This window comes from Litchfieldella rifensis, from assembly GCF_042646605.1.
GTDB classification, from domain to species: Bacteria; Pseudomonadota; Gammaproteobacteria; order Pseudomonadales; family Halomonadaceae; genus Litchfieldella; species Litchfieldella rifensis.
Window position 1 is genome coordinate 133,860 of the sequence record NZ_JBHRUG010000019.1, and the last position, 13,603, is coordinate 147,462.

Here is a 13,603-nt window from a genome sequence, read left to right on the forward strand (position 1 = left end):
CTCCCTACCAAGGGCGACGGTAGCTCAAGGCAAAGACCTCGAAGCCATCGTTGGGCCGTGCGATGCGGGCATTGGAGTAGTGTGTCACGCTGGCCATGATTTCGCCTCGGGCCAGTGGCATGCCCAGCGCCAGACGGTCCTCGAACTGGAAGGAGGTCGAGAGTTCGCGCGATTCGACCCGGGTCTCGAGAAACACGCTGGCACCGATTCCCGCTTCGAGGAAGGTGCCGCTCTCACCGGCGAAGGTGTAACGAAAGGCCGGGGTGAGCAGCCAGGCAGCGTTGCCGTGCTCAGTGTCGCTGGAAAGCAGTAGCAGGCCGGTCGCGAGGCGCAGGCTGAGACGTGGGTGCCAGCTCTCGAGGCTGAATTCGCGGTCGAGCTCGACCTTCAGTGCCGCGGTGCTTTCGCTGGTGATGCCGCCTGCCACAGAAAGATCGGCATAGGCGGGAGATGTGGCCAGCAGCGCCGCGACCAGCAATGAGAGCCTGACGGCCCGGAGCTTTCTTGTCATGGTGACTCCTCAACCGGTCGTCGTGTGGGCCAGGGAGACATAGCGGCGGACCGGACCATCAGCGACGGAATGTATCAGTTTTAGCTGATTATAACGCCAGTCGACGTGAATGTCGGGCAGTGTCGCCATGTTCGGCCGGCGAACCTTGCGCAGCAACGTGACATGCGGCAGGAAGGGACGCTTCGGCGGTGTGAATCCACGCACGACCAGCGCCTTCCAGAGATTCCGGTACAGGGTTTCCAGCCCCGGCGCCGGCGACTGACTGCCCAGCCACAGGATGCCGCTGCGCCGGAAGTGGCCGAAGTGATCCAGCGTCCACTCACCGGCCGGGCAGTCGAAGTGCTGGGTCAGCGTGATCAGCCGCGAGGCCTGCGCCGGGGAGACATCGCCGAGAAACGCCAGGGTCAGATGCATAGCCTCTTCGCGCGGGCAGCGCCCGCCGCAAGTACCCTGCACCTGTCGCGCCAGCGTGGCCAGCTGGTGACGCAGTGCCTCATCGGGCCATAGGCCGAAGAACAACCGCATCATGTCCCATTCCCGCTTTCTAGTCTCCGAGTACCATCACCGCCTCGGCCTCCACCTGGCTGCCTTTGGGCAGTGCCTTGACGCCGACCGCGGCACGTGCCGGATAGGGTGCGGCGAAGAACTCCTCCATCACCCGGTTGACGATGGCGAAGTTATCTAGATCGACCAGGTAGAGGTTGATCTTGACGATATCCTGCAGCGAACCGGCGGCTTCCTCGCAGACCGCGCTCAGGTTGGTGAAGACCTGGCGTGCCTGAGCCTCGAAGTCGTCGGAGACCAGCTCCATGGTCGCTGGGTCGAGCGGGATCTGCCCGGACAGGTAGACGGTATTGCCGGCCTTGATGGCCTGGGAGTAGGGGCCGATGGCGGCGGGTGCCTTGTCGGTGTTGATGACGGCCTTGTTGCTCATGGTATGACTCCTTGCGATGTGGGACGCAATGTTTGTAATGAAAAACGATCGCCCCGCCACCTCTACCGGGTGGCGGGGCGATCGCATGGTTCAGTTTCTGACGCGGCTGATCCTGCCCACGTGGGGCAGGTTGCGGATCCGTTTGATGATGCGTGCCAGGTGCACGCGATCGCGTACGGCGATCGTCAGGTTGACGATCGACAACCGGGCGTCGCGCTCCTCGATGCCGATACGCTCGATATTGGCATTGGCGTCGGTGACCAGGCTGGCCAGCTCGGCGACCAGCCCCCGACGGCTCTCCATCTGGATGCGCAGCGCGACCGGGAAATCATCCTGGATGTGTTGCGACCATTCCAGGGCGAAGAGGTTTTCCGGGTTGTTCTTGCGTTCGCCGAGATTGCGGCACTCGGTACGGTGGACGACGATTCCCTTGCCTGCCGACAAGTGGCCGATCACCGGGTCGCCCGGCAGTGGGTGACAGCAACGTGCGAAGTTGATGACCATGCCTTCGGAGCCGCTGATCACGATGGGGCCGCCCTGCGACGAAGCGCGCGGGCGCTCTGCCGGGCCGCTGCTGTCGGGCAGGGCGTCGATCAGCCGGCGAGCGATGGCGTAGGCCAGTCGCGTGCCGAGGCCGATGGACTCCAGCAGATCGTCCTCGTGCTTGAGCCCCATCTCGTCGAGCAGCTTGCGCAGGTGCCCCTTGGGCAGTTCCTCGAGGCTGGTATCGAAGTCGGCCAGGGCCTTGTTGAGCAGTCGGCGGCCAAGCTGCACCGACTCGGTATGTTGTTGATGCTTCAAGGCGTGGCGGATCGCCGAGCGGGCCTTGGCGGTGACCACGAACGACAGCCAGGTGGTATTGGGGCGCGCGCCGGGGGCGGTGATGATCTCCAGTGTCTGGCCGCTTTCCAGGCGGCTCGACAACGGTGCCAGGTGGCGGTCGATACGACAGGCGATGCAGCTGTTGCCGATATCGGTATGCACGCTGTAGGCGAAGTCGATCACCGTGGCGCCCTGGGGCAGCTCCATGATGTCGCCTTTGGGGGTGAACACGTAGATATCGTCGGGGAACAGGTCGTTCTTGACGTGTTCGATGAACTCCAGCGGGTTGCCGGCATGGCGCTGCATCTCGAGCAGGCCGCGTACCCACTCACGCGCCCGGGCATGGCTGCCGGCGGCGATGGGGCGTGCGGTCTGGCCGGCCTTGTACAGCCAATGGGCGGCGATGCCGTTGTTGGCCATGGCCTCCATCTCGCGGGTGCGGATCTGCACCTCGATGGGCATGCCACCGCTGCCGAACAAGGTGGTGTGCAGGCTCTGGTAGCCGTTGGCCTTGGGAATGGCGATATAGTCCTTGAAGCGCCCCGGGACTGGCTTGTAGAGGTTGTGCACCGCCCCCAGGATGCGATAGCAGCTGTCGACGTCGTCGGTGAGAATGCGGAAGCCGAAGACGTCCATGATCTCGGCGAACGACTTGCGCTGGTCGCGCATCTTGCGATAGATCGACAGCAGGTGCTTCTGGCGGCCGATCACCGTGCCCGGCAGGCCGTCATCGTCGAGGCACTTCTGGAGGCTGTTCTGCAACTGGCGAATGGTCGAGCGACGATGGCCACGGGCCTTGCTGACGGCACGCTTGATGCGTTCGGCGCGCATCGGATGCAGGGCCTGGAAGGACAGGTCCTCGAGTTCGACGCGGATGGTGTTGATGCCCAGCCGGCTGGCGATGCGCGCGTAGATCTCCAGCGTCTCGCGGGCGATGCGCCGTTTCTTCTCCGGGCGCAGGGCACCCAGGGTGCGCATGTTGTGCAGGCGGTCGGCGAGCTTGACGATGATCACGCGGATATCCTTGGACATCGCCAGGACCATCTTCTGGAAATTCTCCGCCTGGGCGACCGCCTTGTCCTCGAAGGTGATCTGGGTCAGCTTGGAGACGCCATCGACCAGCTCCGCGACCGGTTCGCCGAATTGCAACGCCAGGGCGTCCTTCGACACGCCGGTGTCTTCGATGACGTCATGCAGCATGGCGGCCATCAGGCTCTGATGGTCCATGTGCATGTTGGCGAGGATATTGGCCACCGCCAGGGGGTGGGTCACATAGGGTTCGCCGGAGCGACGGCGCTGGCCATCGTGGGCCTGCTCGGCGTAGTAGAAGGCGCGCTTGACCTGCTGGATCTCGTCCGGGGGAAGGTAGCCGCCAAGGCGGTCGGCCAGGTCATCGATGGTAAACATGCTACGCGCCTATACCAAAATGACGAATGTCACTCCTCTCCCATCTCGGGCTCACGGCGTATGCGCACCGGGGCTTCGATGGGTTCGTCGAGCACATTCTCGTCGATCTTGCCGGCGGCGATCTCACGCAGGGCCATGACAGTGCACTTGTCGTTCTCCCACGGCAGCAGTGCATCGCGAGAGCCGCGGGCCAACTGGCGGGCGCGCTGGGTGGAGATCATCACCAGCTTGAACCGATTTTCGACATTTTCCAGACAATCTTCAACGGTGACTCGCGCCATGAGCGGTATCCTGATATTGCGGTTGATGCGTCAAACGCACGTGGTTGAAATCTTTGGAGGGAACTAATGAGTCTACTCGACCCCTTTACCATGTGACAAGAGCGCTTCCAGCAATGGGGCGTGGCGCTCCTTGATTCGCGCCAGTTGCGAACGGTTGGCGCGGATCAGGCTCTCCAGATCGGCCAGGGCGGTGTCGAAGTCGTCGTTGATGATCACATGCCGGTATTCATCGAAGTGCGACATCTCGCTGATGGCATCGCGCATGCGCCGTTCGATCACGGCGGCGTCGTCGGTGCCGCGGTTCGATAGCCGTTGGCGCAGGGCCTCCCGCGAGGGCGGCAGGATGAAGATCGACTCCGCCTCCGGTACCTGGGCGCGCACCTGGCGGGCGCCCTGCCAGTCGATCTCCAGGATCACATCCTGTCCGGCGGCCAGTAGCGCCTGTACCGCCGGGCGCGAGGTGCCGTAGTAGTTGTCGAACACCCGGGCGTATTCGAAGAAGTCGCCGCGTTCGATCATCGACTCGAAAGCCGCCACCCCGACGAAGTGGTAGTTGACGCCGTCGACTTCGCCCGGCCGCTGGGGGCGGGTGGTATGCGATACCGAAACCTGGAGGTCGCCGAGACGCCCGAGCAGCGCACGGACCAGGCTGGTCTTGCCGGCGCCGGAAGGCGCGGAAACGATGAACAGAGTACCGTAGGCGAGGGTACTGCGAGAGGTACCTTGGGACATGGTGGTGTGTCCGATTGAGCCGCTTCGAGAGAAACGCGTATTATCGCACATTGTTTAGCTGCTTCTACACTGTCGCAGTCGGATTCCTCCGGACAAGGATGGCTATGCCCACTGTCTCGTCGCCTCCCCGTGCGCTCACCTCGCGTCTGCTCTTCCTCGGTGTCGCCTTCGCCTTCCTGGTGATCATGCTGGGTACGACCCTGCCGACACCGCTGTATCCGCTCTATCAGCAGCGGTTCGGCTTTTCCCAGTTGATGATCACGGTGATCTTCGCTGTCTACGCAGTGGGGGTGATCGCGGCACTGATCGTCACCGGACGCTGGTCGGATCAGGTCGGTCGTCGCCCACTGCTGTTCCTGGGGCTGGTCGCTGCCGCGTCCAGCGATGTGGTGTTCTATCACAGCGATGGCCTGACATCGTTACTCGCCGGGCGTCTCCTCTCGGGCATTTCCGCCGGGATCTTCACCGGCACGGCGACCGTGGCGGTGATCGAACTGGCACCGCCGGCCTGGAAGCGACCCGCCACCTTCGTCGCCACCGCCGCCAACATGGGCGGTCTGGGCCTGGGGCCAGTGACCGCCGGGCTGCTGGGACAATATGCCCCCTGGCCGCTGCATCTCGCCTATGCCGTTCATCTGGGCTTGCTCGCGCTGGCCATGGTCGCCGTGTGGTTGGCCCCGGAGACGGTCGTACGCCCCGCCCATCCACGCTTGTCTCTCCAGCGTCTGAAGGTGCCACCCGAGGTACGCGAGGTGTTTCTCCCCGCAGCCACTGCCGGGTTTGCCGGCTTCGCGGTGCTGGGCTTCTTCACCGCCACCGCGCCGGCCTTCATGGGGCAGGTGCTGGGTTACTCCCACCTGGCGCTGATCGGCGTCGTCGCCGGCGGGGTCTTCTTCGCCTCGACCCTGGGGCAGCGCCTACAGGGGCGTTTTGCCGAGCACAGGCGTCTACCGCTGGGTTGTAGCGTGGTGATCGTGGGGGCAGGCCTGATCGGCACCGGCATCGGCGTACCCTCGCTGGGGATCTTCCTGGCCGGGGCGGCCGTCGTCGGGCTGGGGCAAGGCATCGCCTTCCGTGCCGGGCTGGGGGCGGTCGCTGCGGCGAGTCCAGTCGACCAGCGTGGCGCGGTGACGTCGGCGTTCTTCGTCGTGGCCTACGTGGCGCTGTCGATTCCCGTGGTCGGCATCGGGCTGGTGGCACGGGTCATCGGCCTGGCGGCCACCGGCGTGGGGTTCGCTGGCTTCGTGGCGCTACTCTCGGCCGTGGCACTGGTGCTATTGCGGCGGCGCACCCTGGCGTCCTCGGTGTAACCGGGCAACGAACGGCCACGGCGGTTTGCTCGGGCAGTGCTAACGCCCGAGCCGCGCGTCCATCTCACTCGCGAGCAGTTCCAGGGCATACTGGGCGGCCACCGAGTTGCCGTTTTCGTCGAGTGCCGGCGACCAGGCACACACCGAGAATTTGCCCGGCACGATGGCGACGATGCCGCCACCGACACCGCTCTTGGCGGGTAACCCCACACGGTAGGCGAAGTCGCCCGCGGCGTCATACATGCCGGAGGTAACCATGATCGAATTGATCCGGCGCGCCAGGTCCGGCGCGATGAACGGCTCGCCCGTGGCGTGTGCATGACCGTCTGCCGCCAGATAATTCAGGGCAATGGCGAGGTCGATGCAGCTCATGCTCAATGAACAGCAGGAAAAATAGGAATGCAGGACATGATCGACGTCATTGTCGATATTGTCGAAAGCCTTCATCAGGTAGGCCATGGCGGCGTTGCGTGAGCGATGCTGCCATTCCGACTCCAGGACACGCCTGTCGATCAGGATCGACTCGTTGCCGGACAATTTCCTGGCGACATCCTGGAGATGCTTCGACGGCGTGGCGAAGGCGCTGACCAGGCGGTCGGCAACCACGATGGCGCCGGCATTGATGAAGGGGTTTCGAGGCTTGCCTCGTTCCGCCTCGAGCTGCGTCAGGGAATTGAACGGCATGCCCGATGGATTGAGTCCGACCCGCTCCCATAACGCGTTTCCATAAACTCGTAGCGACAGGGTCAGCAGGAACACTTTCGAGATACTTTGTATCGAGAACGGTTCGAGTGCATCGCCTGCCGCGTATATCTCTCCTTCATTGGTACAGATGGCGATGCCGAATTTGTTGGCATCCCGTTCCGCCAGCGCCGGGATGTAGTCGGCGACGCGTCCGATTCCGAGCTTGGTTCTGGCCCGCTCGTTTATCTCTTCTACCCAATCCCGCATCTTCACCATGAGTTCAGGTACCAGGTTTTCAGGCGTCCTTGCATAACTTGCAAGGGATGAGGGGAAGCCGGCCCGGAGCGACCATGTCGCTCCGGGCCGGACGAATCGCGGATGCTACCTGTCCGCTTAGCTGGAGGGAGGTGTGGCCACTTGAGCCTGTTGTACCCGCTGCAAGTCCTCGGGCTCGATATCCCAGGCGGCCGCATCGATGTCCAGGTCGGCAAACTTGCTGGCGTCGAAAATCGGCTGTTTGATACCCGCCTTGATCTGGTCGTCGAAGTCACGCATGAAACGCAGCCCCGGCTTGATCAGCATGATCAGGGCAATCAGGTTGGCCAGCGCCAGGAAGCCCATGGTCACGTCGGCGAAGGCAAACACGGTACCCAGATCGGTGATCGCTCCCCAGCTACACAGGCCGATGATGGCGATCCGGAAGACGTTGAACAACGTCTTGTTCTGCTCGCTCAAGAAGTTGATGCTGTTTTCGCCGAGATAGTAGTTGTAGAGGATGGTGCTGAAGCCAAACAGCAGCAGCGCGACGCTGACGAAGCTACGCCCCCATTCGCCCACATGATCGGCCAGCGAGGCTTGGGTCAGCGCCACGCCGCCGATCTCGATCCCGGAGGCTGGGTCGTAGGCGCCGCTAAGCAGGATGATGAAGGCCGTGGCCGAACAGATGATCAGGGTGTCGATGAACACCGAGAACGCCTGCACGATGCCCTGGTTGGCCGGGTGCGGCACGTAGGCGACCGCGGCCACGTTCGGGGCGCTGCCCAGGCCCGCCTCATTGGAGAACAGGCCACGCTTGACCCCCATCAGGATGGCCGCCCCGATACCGCCGCCGACCGCCTGCTCGAGACCGAAGGCGCTGTGGACGATCAGCATGATCGCCTCGGGGATCCGGGTGACGTTCAGGGCCAGCACCACGATGGCAACCAGCAGATAACTGACCGCCATCACGGGCACCAGAACTTCCGCCACCCGGGCGATCCGCTTGACGCCACCGAAGATGATCAGGCCGACGACAATTGCCATGCCGATACCGGTGTAGAGGACCGGGATGCCGAAGGCATCATCCACCGAGGTGGCGACGGCATAGGATTGCAGGGCGGTGAAGCCGAACCCGAAGGTGACCAGCAGCAGCACCGAATAGAGGCTTGCGAGCCACTTCCAGTTGCTGCCCAGCCCGCGGGAGATGTAGTACGCCGGGCCGCCGCGATAGGTGCCGTTGGGTTCCGCTGTCTTGTAGGCCTGGGCGAGGGTGCATTCGAGATAGCTGGTGGCCATGCCCATCAGGCCGACCACCCACATCCAGAAGATGGCGCCCGGACCGCCGAGGGTGATCGCCACCGCCACCCCGGCGATATTGCCGCCACCGACACGCCCGGCGACGGACAGCAGCAAGGCCTGGAAAGAGCTCAGGTGGCCGTGCTTGTCCCGCTTGAACGCCTGGCTGGCGCTCAGGATTCGGAACATGCGGCCAAAATAACGAAACTGGACGAAGCGGGAGGCCAGAGTAAAGCCGATGCCAACCGCGATCAGCAGTGCGATCAGCACCTTGCCCCAGAGGAGATCGTTGATCAAATCCAGCATCATGAATCTCCATCCGTGGCCGTTGCAGACAGGGAAAGCGAAGCAACCCGTGGGATGGCTACCGCCATTGTTGTTTTTGGCATGATGAGTCGAACCTCTTGACTTGCGTTTGTCGATACCGGGCTCGCGATGTGCGAGCCGATCCCATATAACGCAAAGAGCATGCCAGTTACGTTGATGAAGTTAACTTATTGTTTTGTATATAATTCATGAAGTGGATTGGTAGTCGGCGCACAACAAAGGGGTATAACCAATGCCTGACGATCATTGAGGGGCGGCATGGAAATTACTGGGAATACAATGAGATATCGCCGATTATAACCAATGTTATAAATATCGCTTTGGTTATAGGGGGTTGGCGATCAGGGTTTTCCTAGGACGTGCGCATCTTCTTCAACCGCTTGCTCAGCGCCGGCTGCGAGATGCCCAGTAGGCGCGAGGCGATGGACTGGTTGCCCTCGGCACGCCGCATCGCTTCATGCACCAGCAGGTCGGTTACTTCATGCAGCGTCGGCAGGGATTCATCGGCCGCGAACACGGTGCGCTCGACGGCGAGGTCCGTGCCGGCGTCCTGGTTTGTCTGATGGATGGTGCGCTTGAAGACATCCATGGACAGCGTCCTGGCCTTGTGGACGCTGATGGCATCGAAGGCCATGGCGCGCAGCTCGCGCACATTGCCGGGAAAGCCGTAGTTGGCTAGCAGTACCGTCAGTTCGGGGGGATAAGTCGGTTTGTCCTTGCCGAGCTCCTCGGCCGCTTCGCTCAGGAAATGCTCGAGCAGCAGCGGAATGTCCGATTTGCGCTGCCGCAACGGCGGGATATGGACCTGGTGGGTGCGCAGCCGGTAGTAGAGATCCTTGCGGAATTCCCCCGCCCTCTGCTTCTCGCCCAAGTCCTGGTGGGTGGCGACCACGACCCGGGCCCGCATGCGCTTGGGCCGGTCGCTGCCGAGCGGGTAGTACTCGCCTTCCTGCAGCAGGCGCAGCAGCTTTACCTGGGAGGCCATGCTGAGGTCGCCGATCTCGTCGAGAAAGAGGGTGCCGTCCGCCGCCTGTTCGATCATGCCGGCACGCGCCTGTTCGGCGCCGGTGAAGGCCCCGCGCTGGTGGCCGAACAGCGTATCGGCGAAGACGTTGTCATCCAGCCCCGCCACATTGACGCACACCAGCGGGCCCTGTCGACCACTCAGGGTGTGGGCCGCGCGAGCGATCAGCTCCTTGCCCACACCGCTTTCCCCACTCACCAGGATCGGCTGGTTGGTCGGCGCCACCGACTCCAGATACTGGAAGACCGAGCGCATGCCCTTGTCGCCGGTGACGATATGCGCGAACGCCTCGGGATGTTCCAGGGTGTCGTTGAGGAAGCGCTTGCGCAGCTCCTGGTTCTCGCGCCGCAGCTCCTGCAGGTGGATGGCCCGCTTGACCCCTTCGATCAACCGACCCTCCTCATCGGTCTTGACGAAATAGTCGAAGGCACCGAGCTTGATGCAGTTCACGGCGGTTTCCACCTGGTTCAGGCCGCTGATCACGATGACGCCGATATCCGGGTGCTCCTCGACGATGCGTTTCAGCAGCCGCTCGCCGGAGAGGTGCGGCATGGTGAGGTCGAGGGTCACCAGGCCGATGTTCTCGCGCGCCAGGATCCCCATCACCTCGCGGCTCTCCTGGCAGCGGTGGATATGGGTGATGCCGCCGGAGCGCTCCAGCGCAATGCTCAGGCTGCGCAGGAAAGAGGGCTCGTCGTCGACGAGCAGCAGGCCGAATGAGGGGTACAGGTTCATCGTCATCGAGCGCTTTCCACCTACCGTCCAGGATTGCGTGATTGGTCGTACTGCGAGCGTGCGTTGCTTCAGCTCGGCGCCGGGCGCGAGGGCGTCGTTTCCGCTGATGCCGGCAAGGCCAGGGTAACGGTCGTGCCTTCACCGAGCCTGGAGTCGAACTCCAGGGTGCCATGGTGTTCGCGAACGATTCCGGAGGATACCGACAGGCCCAGCCCGGTGCCGCCGCATTCACGCCGGGTGGTGAAAAAGGGATCCGTCAGCAGGGTCAGCGATTCGGGATCGATGCCCCTGCCCTGATCGCGGATTTCCAGTACCACACAACGCTTCACACGATCATGGCGGGTCGCCAGGAAGATGCCCTGTTCCGTGCTGTCCAGGGCCTGGCAGGCATTCAGCACCAGATTGATCACCACCTGTTCGATACGCTGGGCGTTGCCCTTGAGCGGCGGTAGGTCCGTGGCGTAGTGCGTCTCGAAGCGATAGGTGGCCTTGCGGATCGAGTTGTCGACCAGACGTACGGCGGTGATCACTACCTGGTTGAGGTCCAGGGTTTCGCCCAGGTCGGCGCTGCCCTGGCGCGCGAAGTCCTTGAGATCGCCGACGATGCGCTTGATACGCTGGGTGCCTTCCAGCATCTCGTCGAGCATGAGAGGGATCTCTTCACGCATCCGCGAATATGCCAGACCGCCGAGCGTGAAATCGCCGTGCGTGCGGTAGTGCGCTTCGAGAATTTCCCGGGAATCGGCATAGGCGTCGCGCAGTACCGGCAGGTTCAGCAGCAGCAGGCTGCTGGGGTTGTTGATCTCATGCGCCACGCCGGACACCAGAATGCCCAGCGAGGTCATCTTGTCGGCCTGGATCAGCTGCTGCTGATGCTGGCGCAGTTCCTCGGTGCGGCTGGCGACTTGCCGCTTGAGCATCCGGTTCCAGACCACGATACCGCCGAGAATTAGCAGCAGGGCCGCGGAGGCCGCCGCGCCGACCTGGCCGACTTTCTTCCAGGGGATGCCGTGCGTGCCCTCCAGGGGGCCGAGCCACTTGTCGTAGATCGCCTGGTGGCGCCCGGTGTTCTTCAGGATGGCCAGCCCTTCGCTGAACTGGGCGAGCAGGTTCGAGTTCCCTTTCTTCACCGCGTAGCCGTAGCGCAGGGAAAAGGGCTTTGCCACCGGCACGAGATTGGTCAGCCCCAGCTCCCGGCTCAGGTAGAGCGCCGGCAGATTGGCCACCAGGGCGTAGTCGTGTTGGCCGGAAGCCAGCGCCCGAAGCGCATCGGCGTGGGTATCCACGGTGATCAGTTTGGCGCCCACGTCATGCTCGATCAGGTAATCGTGCATGATGTCGCCGCGCTGGACGATCACTTCCTTGTCCCGCAAGCCTTCCACGTCCACCACCGGGTCGCCACGTCGGGCGAAAATCGATTGATGCACGATGGCATGAGACGGCGCGAAATCGAATTGCTCGGCGCGCTCGTCGGAGTAGGACATGCCCTGGAGTGCATCGATCTCGCCGTTCTCCAGCCGCTCGCGCATGTCGCCCCAGGTGGCCAGCTCGATTCGCACGTCGATTCCCATGACCTCGGCGATGGCCCGGGTCAGCTCCACGTTGTAGCCAGCAGGCTGGCCATCCTCGTCGAGAAACTCGTAAGGCGGGTGGTAGTGATCCCCGCCGACGACGATGGTGTCACCCCTGTCTCCCCTGGCGGAGGGTGACTCCTGTCCCCAACTCTGCAAAGGAATCAGTACGAGGCAGGCGGCGATCGCCACCAGCCACCGCGTCACTCGATGTTCAATCCGCATCCAGATCCTTGAGGTTCTTCTTTGTATATCAATGAACTGAGATATCGACTCGCCCTGGTCGCCAATCGCTCCTCATTGTACTCCCTACGGCCTCGTCGTTCTCCAACTTTGGCCTTTTGGAACAGCTACCCTAGGTGGGCTTCGGTCCTCACGCTCAAATCGTGCGGTTCTTATTGGGCGGATGCAGGTTCTGAGCGCAACACCGCTATGGGCGTGGCGTTGGCACGTTGAGGTATCAGGATGAGTACACCTGACCCGTGGTAGTCATGCACTCATAATGATCCCTCATTTTGGGATGAATCCAAAATGAGGGATTGAAGGATCTCTGACGGGGAGGCAGAAAATCGGGATATCAACGAGCGACACCCCCGGCCAGCTGCGGCAGAACGTTACAGCTTCAAGTGACTTTGAAAAAACGCTTCCAGTTTATCAAATGGGATCAGATCGACACGATCATACAGATCCACGTGGCCTGCATCCGGGACAATCACCAGTTCCTTTGGCTCGGCAGCCAGCCGGTAGGCGTCTTCGCTGAATTCGATGGAATGCGCATTCTCACCCGCGATGAACAGCATCGGACGCGGCGAGATCGTCGCGATGTCCTCGAACGGATAGAAATTCATGAATTTGACATTGCTGGTCAGCGTCGGATGAGTGGTCAACTGCGGTGAAGAACTCTCAGGTGTGTATTCACCCCGTGAAGTACGGTAGAAATCGTAGAACTCGCGCTGGATGGGATGGGTATTCTCGTCCAGTTCATGCACGGTGCCGCTGGTATACTGGGTCTCACCACCGGTGAACTCCACGTAACGCTGCTCCGCGGCCGCGGCGATGATCCGTTTCCTTTGCTCAAGGGTCTGTGATTTGTTCAGCGCGTGCCGGTTTGCGGCTCCCATGTCGTACATGCTGACCGTGGCGATTGCCTTCATGCGCGGGTCTATTTTCGCGGCGCTGATCACGAAGCTGCCGCTGCCGCAGATGCCGAGTGCGCCAATACGCTCACGGTCAACGAATGGTCGGGTTCCGAGGAAATCCACTGCCGCGCTGAAGTCTTCGGCGTAGAGGTCCGGTGAGACGGCGTTTCGCGGCTGGCCTTCGCTCTCACCCCAGAAAGAGAGATCGAGGGACAGGGTCACGAATCCTCGCTCAGCCATCTTGGTGGCGTACAGGTTCGCGCTTTGTTCCTTTACCGCTCCCATGGGATGTCCAACAACGATAGCAGGATGCTTGTCTGCCCTATCGAAGTCCTTGGGAATGAAAAGGTTACCCACCACTTCCATCTGGTATTGATTCTTGAAGGTGACCTTTTCCACCGTCACTTGATCACTCTCATAAAAATTATCGGCACCATGAGACATATCGGCCCCCATTGCATTGAATGAACTGAAAATCAGACTGAATAAAACGAAAAGCTTTCTCATAAATGGATTGCCTGGTTCGATTGATAGATTGAGGAAGGGGCAAGGAAAGACCGTCGAATACGGTT

At 62.1% G+C, this 13,603-nt stretch carries 12 protein-coding genes; 1 reads left to right on the forward strand and 11 read right to left on the reverse strand.

The window, feature by feature from the left end; translation table 11 throughout:
- Positions 1-4: 4 nt before the first annotated feature.
- The 6 genes from ACFOEV_RS09955 to gmk all read right to left on the reverse strand — a co-directional run bounded on the left by ACFOEV_RS09955 (position 5) and on the right by gmk (position 4,687).
- On the reverse strand, positions 5-511 hold the full coding sequence (locus ACFOEV_RS09955) for an acyloxyacyl hydrolase (RefSeq protein ID WP_386773404.1): 507 nt from the start codon (positions 509-511) through the stop codon (positions 5-7).
- Positions 512-520: 9 nt separating this feature from the next.
- The gene (thpR, locus tag ACFOEV_RS09960; protein WP_386773406.1) at positions 521-1,039 is read right to left on the reverse strand and encodes an RNA 2',3'-cyclic phosphodiesterase; all 519 of its coding nucleotides are present in this window, start codon (positions 1,037-1,039) and stop codon (positions 521-523) included.
- Positions 1,040-1,055: 16 nt separating this feature from the next.
- Entirely contained in the window at positions 1,056-1,445 is a 390-nt protein-coding gene (locus tag ACFOEV_RS09965; RefSeq protein ID WP_386773408.1) for a RidA family protein, read from the reverse strand.
- A gap of 90 nt (positions 1,446-1,535) precedes the next feature.
- Complete coding sequence (locus ACFOEV_RS09970; protein WP_386773410.1) at positions 1,536-3,674, reverse strand: RelA/SpoT family protein; 2,139 nt, start codon at positions 3,672-3,674, stop codon at positions 1,536-1,538.
- 29 nt (positions 3,675-3,703) lie between these two features.
- Positions 3,704-3,955, reverse strand: coding sequence for a DNA-directed RNA polymerase subunit omega (rpoZ, locus tag ACFOEV_RS09975; RefSeq protein WP_386773412.1), 252 nt, complete (start codon positions 3,953-3,955; stop codon positions 3,704-3,706).
- Between the two features lie 72 nt (positions 3,956-4,027).
- Positions 4,028-4,687 (reverse strand): guanylate kinase, encoded by a 660-nt coding sequence (gmk, locus tag ACFOEV_RS09980; protein ID WP_386773414.1) that lies wholly within the window; start codon positions 4,685-4,687, stop codon positions 4,028-4,030.
- A 104-nt stretch (positions 4,688-4,791) separates the two neighbouring features.
- On the opposite strand from gmk, the gene ACFOEV_RS09985 reads away from it, so the two are divergent.
- Positions 4,792-5,997, forward strand: coding sequence for an MFS transporter (locus ACFOEV_RS09985; protein ID WP_386773416.1), 1,206 nt, complete (start codon positions 4,792-4,794; stop codon positions 5,995-5,997).
- A gap of 39 nt (positions 5,998-6,036) precedes the next feature.
- On the opposite strand, the gene glsB is transcribed toward ACFOEV_RS09985, so the two are convergent.
- From glsB to ACFOEV_RS10010, 5 genes are all read right to left on the reverse strand, one after another.
- Positions 6,037-6,957, reverse strand: coding sequence for a glutaminase B (gene glsB, locus ACFOEV_RS09990; protein WP_386773418.1), 921 nt, complete (start codon positions 6,955-6,957; stop codon positions 6,037-6,039).
- 117 nt (positions 6,958-7,074) lie between these two features.
- Positions 7,075-8,541: an alanine/glycine:cation symporter family protein gene (locus ACFOEV_RS09995; RefSeq protein WP_386773877.1), complete on the reverse strand. Its 1,467-nt coding sequence runs from the start codon at positions 8,539-8,541 to the stop codon at positions 7,075-7,077.
- A 373-nt stretch (positions 8,542-8,914) separates the two neighbouring features.
- The gene (locus ACFOEV_RS10000) at positions 8,915-10,327 is read right to left on the reverse strand and encodes a sigma-54-dependent transcriptional regulator (protein WP_386773420.1); all 1,413 of its coding nucleotides are present in this window, start codon (positions 10,325-10,327) and stop codon (positions 8,915-8,917) included.
- 62 nt (positions 10,328-10,389) lie between these two features.
- Entirely contained in the window at positions 10,390-12,117 is a 1,728-nt protein-coding gene (locus ACFOEV_RS10005; protein WP_386773422.1) for a transporter substrate-binding domain-containing protein, read from the reverse strand.
- A 389-nt stretch (positions 12,118-12,506) separates the two neighbouring features.
- On the reverse strand, positions 12,507-13,538 hold the full coding sequence (locus tag ACFOEV_RS10010) for an alpha/beta hydrolase (protein ID WP_386773424.1): 1,032 nt from the start codon (positions 13,536-13,538) through the stop codon (positions 12,507-12,509).
- Positions 13,539-13,603: the final 65 nt, after the last annotated feature.

Coding starts and splice junctions, on each gene's coding strand:
- ACFOEV_RS09965 (WP_386773408.1), bottom strand. CDS start 1,445: ATGAGCAACAAGGCCGTCATCAACACCGACAAGGCACCCGCCGCCATC.
- ACFOEV_RS10000 (WP_386773420.1), bottom strand. CDS start 10,327: ATGACGATGAACCTGTACCCCTCATTCGGCCTGCTGCTCGTCGACGAC.
- ACFOEV_RS10005 (WP_386773422.1), bottom strand. CDS start 12,117: ATGCGGATTGAACATCGAGTGACGCGGTGGCTGGTGGCGATCGCCGCC.
- ACFOEV_RS09955 (WP_386773404.1), bottom strand. CDS start 511: ATGACAAGAAAGCTCCGGGCCGTCAGGCTCTCATTGCTGGTCGCGGCG.
- gmk (WP_386773414.1), bottom strand. CDS start 4,687: ATGTCCCAAGGTACCTCTCGCAGTACCCTCGCCTACGGTACTCTGTTC.
- ACFOEV_RS10010 (WP_386773424.1), bottom strand. CDS start 13,538: ATGAGAAAGCTTTTCGTTTTATTCAGTCTGATTTTCAGTTCATTCAAT.
- rpoZ (WP_386773412.1), bottom strand. CDS start 3,955: ATGGCGCGAGTCACCGTTGAAGATTGTCTGGAAAATGTCGAAAATCGG.
- glsB (WP_386773418.1), bottom strand. CDS start 6,957: ATGGTGAAGATGCGGGATTGGGTAGAAGAGATAAACGAGCGGGCCAGA.
- ACFOEV_RS09970 (WP_386773410.1), bottom strand. CDS start 3,674: ATGTTTACCATCGATGACCTGGCCGACCGCCTTGGCGGCTACCTTCCC.
- ACFOEV_RS09995 (WP_386773877.1), bottom strand. CDS start 8,541: ATGCTGGATTTGATCAACGATCTCCTCTGGGGCAAGGTGCTGATCGCA.
- ACFOEV_RS09985 (WP_386773416.1), top strand. CDS start 4,792: ATGCCCACTGTCTCGTCGCCTCCCCGTGCGCTCACCTCGCGTCTGCTC.
- thpR (WP_386773406.1), bottom strand. CDS start 1,039: ATGATGCGGTTGTTCTTCGGCCTATGGCCCGATGAGGCACTGCGTCAC.